A 6266-nucleotide genomic window follows, 5' to 3' on the forward strand; every position below is an offset into this window, starting at 1 on the left:
ATCTTCTACAGACTGATTTACATATAAAAACAAGGTAATCTCTTCGGGGATTACCTTTTTTTTATTAACTTTGCCCAAATCAAACAGCACATAGAACATGATTATTGATTTCAAAGATATAGCTGAAGTGAGGATTAACGGCTTCAAGGGCGGACAAGGCGAACTCGACACGCGCAACTTTGCCGACAAAAAGGTAAAAATAATGAAGAGTATTCTCAAGCCTGGAGCCAGCAGTGGCCTCCACACCCATGAGGGGAACTGCGAAGTGATGTATATCCTCAAGGGCGAACTCACGTATCATTACGACGGTAAGACAGAGGTGGCGCACGCAGGACAGGTGCATTATTGTCCGATGAACCACAATCATTATTTTGAAAATCTCACCACTGAAGATGCAGAATACTTGGCCATTGTCCCTGAACATCATTAATTCCTGACCACATGAGCATTGTTATTGGTATAGATGTAGGCATCAGTACAACGAAAATCGTAGGTGTCAACGAGCAAGGAGTGGTGACAAATCCCTTCCGCATCAAGGCCACCGACCCCATCACCTCACTTTATGGAGCCTTTGGGAAGTATCTTCACGACAATAAAATCAAACTCGAAGAGGTCGAGCAGATTATGCTTACAGGCGTTGGTTCGGCCTATATCGATGAAGACATCTACGGACGTCCCACGGGCAAGGCACAGGAGTTTATTGCCGATGGATTAGGTGCACGCTATGAAAGCAAACTCAAACGCATGATTGTTGTCAGCATGGGAACAGGCACAAGTCTTGTCAAATGCGACGGCAACGACATACGCCATATCGGTGGTATAGGCATTGGAGGAGGGACACTTCAAGGCCTTAGCCGTATCATGCTCAAGACGGATGACATCAGACAGGTGGCGAGTTTGGCCATGAATGGCGACATTTCGAAAATCAATCTGCTCATCGGTGACATCAGTGCCAAACCGCTTCCGGGACTTCCCATGAATGCCACGGCAAGTCTTTTCAGCAATGCCAAGACCAATGCCACACGCGAAGATATCGCTATCGGACTCATCCATATGGTGCTTCAAGCCGTAGGTTCAAGTACAATTCTCAGCAGCTTGGAAAGCGGCATCAAGGACTTTGTGCTCATTGGCAACCTCACCCTGCTGCCTCAATGCAAGGATGTTTTCCCCGCAATGGAGAAACTTTACGGCGTCCATTTCCGCATTCCGAAATACAGCGAGTTCTGTACAGCTATCGGGGCTGCCCTATCCTACATCCAAGAACGATAGCACATGCTCTGCAATCCTATCCACCTGACATGAGAATGAATAAGAAACTTCTTTTTTCCCTGCTTTTTCTTTGTACGCTCTTACACGCTCTCCAGGCCCAACCCAAACGCGAAGTGAGGGCCGTCTGGCTGACAACTATCGGCGGACTTGACTGGCCACACAACTATTCCCAGCACAAGCTGTCAATGGAAAAGCAAAAACAGGAACTTCGAAATATCCTCAACAAACTCCAGAAGGCAGGCATCAACACCGTGCTTTTGCAGACACGCATCCGTGGAACGGTCATCTACCCGTCTGACTATGAGCCTTGGGACGGTTGCTTGAGTGGCTTTCCCGACACCTCACCGGGCTACGATGCACTTCAGTTTGCCATTGAGGAATGCCACAAACGAGGTATGGAACTCCATGCCTGGGTAGTCACTATTCCCGTAGGAAAGTGGAATACTTTGGGCTGCAAACGCCTGCGCCAACGCTTTCCCAACCTTATCGTGAAGATTGGAGAAGACGGATATATGAACCCCGAAAAGTCACAAACAGGTGACTATCTCTCACAGATTTGCCGGGAAATCACCGAACGCTACGACATCGACGGTATCCACTTAGACTATATCCGCTATCCTGAAACATGGAAAATCAAGGTCAGCGGTGACCAAGGACGAGCCTATATCACGGGCATTGTGACAAAGATTCATGATGCCGTGAAGTCTGTAAAGCCGTGGGTGAAGATGAGTTGTTCACCCATTGGAAAAGCTGATGATCTGGCAAGATACTGGAGTCATGGCTGGAATGCACGCACCAAAGTGTTGCAGGATGCCCAGAACTGGCTGCGCGACGGACTGATGGATGAACTCTTCCCCATGATGTATTTCAAGGACAACAACTTCTACCCGTTTGCCATAGACTGGCAGGAACAGTCGCAAGGAAAAATCATTGTGCCCGGTCTCGGCATCTATTTCATGTCGCCACGTGAAAAGAATTGGAGCCTCATGGACATCACCCGCGAAATGCATGTCACGCGCTCTTTAGGCATGGGACACGCCTATTTCCGAAGCAAGTTCTTCACCGATAACCTCAAAGGTATCTATGATGCTGTCCTCAACGACATTGACAGGCAACCCGCACTCGTGCCTGCAATGACATGGGCCAACGCCACAAAACCACAGAAGCCGACCCTTCTTGCTGTGAAGAACGACCGCATTGAATGGCTGAAATGCAACGGACTCACCTATAATATATACAGCAGCCGCACGTGGCCTGTTGACATTTCAAAGGCCGAAAACCTGATACTTGGCCGCCAGGAAATTGGTTCTCTCACCATTCCCGATGATCCTTCGCATTATTATGCCATTACTACCATGGACAGATATGGTAACGAAAGCGAAGAAGTGCAATGCCAGAACCGAACCAAAGAGAGCCACAACAAACTCATTCCCAATGACGGCAAGCGCGCCATTCTGCCCGAGTGGACCCGTGAAAACGATGGTCTCATCATGCTCAGCGACCTGCATGGCAACCTCATCCGACGCTTGCCACACCGTGAAAACACGGTGAACATTGAGCAGGTGGCCAATGGTTTCTACCAATTGCGAAGCCTCAACGAAAAAGGCATAAGCCACAGGTTGGGATATATCATGGTGAAAAGATTTTAGCCAAAACATTTGGTCGGTCAGCAAAAACAGATTAACTTTGCAATAGTGGAATAACGCTTTATCGCATTATCAATAAGAAAACATATTGGGGGTTGTGTCGGTTTGATCGGGATACTCATCAAATAAATTCGAAAACCGAGGAAGCTTCTCTTGTTAATGGCGGGCCACATAAACTTCAACGAAGCTAAGCCTTCAGGCCGGTGGATTACAAAGACGGAGAGCTCTCAACTATTGAAATGCTCGGAGTTTCATCACATCATCGAGCAACCCCTTTTTCTTCTTTTCATTAAAAGCATAAAATTCAAACCTATGTTCAGTGGTATCGTTGAAGAAATGGCTACACTTGTAGCGATGACGAAAGATAAAGAAAACATTGACTTCACGCTGAAATGCTCGTTCACAGACGAACTGAAGATTGACCAGAGCATCGCTCACAACGGTGTCTGCCTCACAGTGGTAAGCATGGAGAACAACACCTACACGGTGACGGCAATGAAAGAGACCCTCGACCGCTCCAATCTCGGCCTGCTTCAAATAGGCGATAAGGTCAACATCGAACGTTCAATGCTCATGAACGGACGCCTCGACGGACACATCGTGCAAGGCCATGTAGACCGGACTGCCAAATGTATTGGCATGCGTGATGCCGACGGAAGCACCTATTTCACCTTTGAATATCCATTTGACAAGGCCATGGCCAAGAAGGGATACTTCACGGTTGACAAGGGTTCGGTTACGGTAAACGGAGTTTCTCTCACGGTCTGTGAGCCTACAGAAAACACGTTTACGGTGGCCATTATCCCCTATACGCGTGCCAACACCAATTTCCATGACATTCAGGTAGGCAGTGTTGTCAACATAGAGTTCGACATTCTCGGAAAGTATATCGCACGGTTGCAGACCCTGTAAATAGGTTCAAGGACTACTCCTCCTATCCTGTCAATTCATCCGATAAGCTCCGTCAGATTTCATCTTCTTTCAGAAAGCGAAACCTGCCGGCAAAGAAAGCATTCTGATTTGCGTCAGTTTACCGTGTAAGATGACGCAGATTACCACGTATTCTGACACAGATTGCAGTGTCACTTGACGCAAATGGCATGATGAAATGCCTTGAATGGTGAACACAGAGGCTTTCTCTAAGGACGCAACGGGCAATGGGAAACTAAATAATGTTAATAATATAACCTGTCCGTAAACTTTTTATCCGCAAATAAGTCTATACGTATATGAATTTTTGTAATCAGAAATAAAATTGAGACTGAATATGGATATGAATTTGAGACATCTTGTCATCGCAGCTGCATGCGTGGCACTCCCTGTACAACTCTCAGCAAAAAGCTGGACATTGAAAGCCTGTATTGACTATGCAATGCAGAATAACATCACGCTTCAGAAAAACCGTTTGACGAAAGTGTCAGCCACAGAAGATATCAAGGAGAGCCAGGCTGCCCTCCTGCCCTCGCTTTCTTTCTCCACTTCGCAGAATGTTTCCTACAATCCCTGGCCTCAATCCAACAGCTCTATTGTTGCAGGAAACCGCGTGCAGAGCAGTGTCGACAAAGCATATTACAATGGCAGTTATTCGCTCAGCACAAACTGGACGGTGTGGAACGGCAACCGCAACCACAATCAAGTGAAGCTGAACAAATATGCCGAACAGCAGGCCGACCTCACCGTTGCAACCTATGCCAACTCACTGACCGAGCAGATTTCACAGCTCTTCGTACAGATTTTATACTCTGATGAGGCTATCAAGGTGAACCGGGAAAGCCTTGCCACAAGCACTAAAAACGAGGAAAGGGGCAAGGAAATGTTCAATGTCGGCAAGATGAGCAAGGCTGATTTGGCGCAACTTACCGCACAACGGGCACAAGACGAGTATGCCGTTGTGCAGGCAGAAAGCAATCTGAAAGAATACAAACGCCAACTGAAACAGCTGCTTCAACTGACAAATGGTGAAGACTTTGATGTCACTGTGCCCGAGACTACCGATGAAATGGCCTTGGAACAGATACCTACACTCAACAGCGTTTACGACCAGGCAGTGGCTATGCGCCCTGAAATCAAGAATGCAGAATTAGGTGTTGAGAGCAGCGAACTCAACATCAAGATGGCCAAGGCACTGCGTTTGCCCACCGTGGGCGTGTCTGCAGGCGTGAGCACCAATACCACCTCAATGAACAAGAGCGGTTGGGACAGGCAGATGAAAAACAACTTCACATTAGGCGGAGGCATTAATATCAGTGTGCCACTCTTTGACAACCGACAGGCTAAGACAGCCGTCACCAAAGCCCAGATACAGCGACAGAACTATCTGCTCGACTTGAAAGACAAGCAGACGGCACTCTACTCCGCCATTGAGAACTATTGGTTGCAGGCCAACAACAATCAAAGTATGTTCAAAAGTGCAAGGATAAGCACTGAAAGTGCTAAGGAAAGCTATAATCTGCTGAGTGAACAGTTCAGACTTGGACTGAAGAATATCGTCGAATTAATGAACGGAAAGGATCAATTACTGAAAGCAGAGCAGAACGAACTGCAAAGCAAATATCTGGCAATCCTCAACATCAACATGCTCAAGTTTTATGAAAAAGGAAGCATAAAATAGGAAAAAGCCATCGCATAAAGCCCCTTGTTTCATCAAATATCCAATATTTCAGACGGCTTCTCTACAAAGGTAGCAGCACCATGCGCAATGAGAAACTGTCTGCTTCGGAAGCCCCACAACACACTGATACAGGGCATTCCACTGTTCTTGGCAGTCATAATATCGACATCACTGTCACCGATATAGACAGCTGTTTCGCGGTCTGCACCTAACTGTCTCAAGGCTTCATTCACCGTGTCGGGAGCCGGTTTCTTGCGGATATTCTCGCGTTCGCCGATGGCTACACTAATCTTTTCACCAAAGAAATGAGCCACAAGCTCCTGCGTTGCCGCATAGAATTTGTTGCTGACCACGGCAACATGCTTCCCTGAAGCAATCAACTTCTGAAGCATTTCCTCAATACCTGCATAGGGATGCGTATGATCAAGGTTGTGAATCATATAATGTTGGCGGAAATCCTGATAGGTTTTATCAAATAAAGGATTAGCAAGACCATTGGGAACTGCACGTTCCATAAGCTTTTTCACACCGTTACCGACAAACATCCTCACTTCTTCGAGCGTACGTTCGGGCATGCCATTCGCGCGAAGTGCATAGTTACAGCTCAGTTCAAGATCGGTAAGTGAATCCAAAAGTGTACCGTCTAAATCGAAAATATATGTCTGATATGTCATAATCCCAAATAAAATCACAATTCTCTAACATGTGCAAAAACATTGCAAACGAGCGCAAGGAAAAGT

The 6266-nt window shown here is 46.8% G+C and carries 6 protein-coding genes; 5 read left to right on the forward strand and 1 reads right to left on the reverse strand.

The window, feature by feature from the left end:
- Positions 1-97 precede the first annotated feature (97 nt).
- The 5 genes from HMPREF2983_RS06090 to HMPREF2983_RS06110 all read left to right on the forward strand — a co-directional run bounded on the left by HMPREF2983_RS06090 (position 98) and on the right by HMPREF2983_RS06110 (position 5526).
- On the forward strand, positions 98-430 hold the full coding sequence (locus tag HMPREF2983_RS06090; RefSeq protein WP_070667384.1) for a cupin domain-containing protein: 333 nt from the start codon (positions 98-100) through the stop codon (positions 428-430).
- A gap of 11 nt (positions 431-441) precedes the next feature.
- Positions 442-1269, forward strand: a complete 828-nt coding sequence (gene coaW / locus HMPREF2983_RS06095; protein WP_004376619.1) for a type II pantothenate kinase — start codon at positions 442-444, stop codon at positions 1267-1269.
- A gap of 35 nt (positions 1270-1304) precedes the next feature.
- Positions 1305-2918 carry a glycoside hydrolase family 10-like protein gene (locus tag HMPREF2983_RS06100; RefSeq protein ID WP_070667385.1) on the forward strand — a complete coding sequence of 538 codons (1614 nt, stop codon included), beginning with the start codon at positions 1305-1307 and terminating at the stop codon, positions 2916-2918.
- A gap of 309 nt (positions 2919-3227) precedes the next feature.
- A complete protein-coding gene (locus tag HMPREF2983_RS06105; RefSeq protein ID WP_070667391.1) occupies positions 3228-3827 on the forward strand; it encodes a riboflavin synthase in 600 nt (199 codons plus the stop codon).
- A 355-nt stretch (positions 3828-4182) separates the two neighbouring features.
- Complete coding sequence (locus tag HMPREF2983_RS06110; RefSeq protein WP_070667386.1) at positions 4183-5526, forward strand: TolC family protein; 1344 nt, start codon at positions 4183-4185, stop codon at positions 5524-5526.
- 32 nt (positions 5527-5558) lie between these two features.
- Here HMPREF2983_RS06110 and HMPREF2983_RS06115 read toward each other — a convergent pair whose 3' ends face one another.
- The gene (locus HMPREF2983_RS06115; RefSeq protein WP_070667387.1) at positions 5559-6200 is read right to left on the reverse strand and encodes an HAD family hydrolase; all 642 of its coding nucleotides are present in this window, start codon (positions 6198-6200) and stop codon (positions 5559-5561) included.
- Between the last annotated feature and the right edge of the window lie 66 nt (positions 6201-6266).

Source organism: Prevotella sp. HMSC077E09, from assembly GCF_001814685.1.
Taxonomy (GTDB): Bacteria; Bacteroidota; Bacteroidia; order Bacteroidales; family Bacteroidaceae; genus Prevotella; species Prevotella oris.